Annotated in this window: 1 protein-coding gene; it reads left to right on the forward strand. The window is 67.6% G+C overall.

The genetic code is table 11. The features are described 5' to 3' along the window. On the forward strand, window positions 1-272 hold a 272-nt coding region (locus ACQG3P_RS19765; RefSeq protein WP_426805991.1), incomplete at both ends, for a hypothetical protein.

The following is a 272-nucleotide window of genomic DNA, read 5'->3' on the forward strand; positions in this document are numbered from 1 at the left end:
AGCCTGGACGAAACCACCACCCGCGCCGACATTGTCGCGCTGGGCCAGCTGTACGGTGCCAGCGTGTATGTGGAAGCACTGGGCGCGGCCACCGCCGATGCCCTGCCGGCCGGCCTGGTGCGCACCAGCGCGTTCCTGACCCACCCGGTGTTCAACTCCCACCACAGCGAACACGAGCTGCTGCGCTACCTGCGCTCGCTGGCCGACAAGGACCTGGCGTTGGATCGCACCATGATCCCGCGGGGCAGCTGCACCATGAAGCACAATGCCAC

The sequence above is a fragment of the Stenotrophomonas sp. SrG genome (genome assembly GCF_050031795.1).
Taxonomy (GTDB): domain Bacteria; phylum Pseudomonadota; class Gammaproteobacteria; order Xanthomonadales; family Xanthomonadaceae; genus Stenotrophomonas; species Stenotrophomonas rhizophila_A.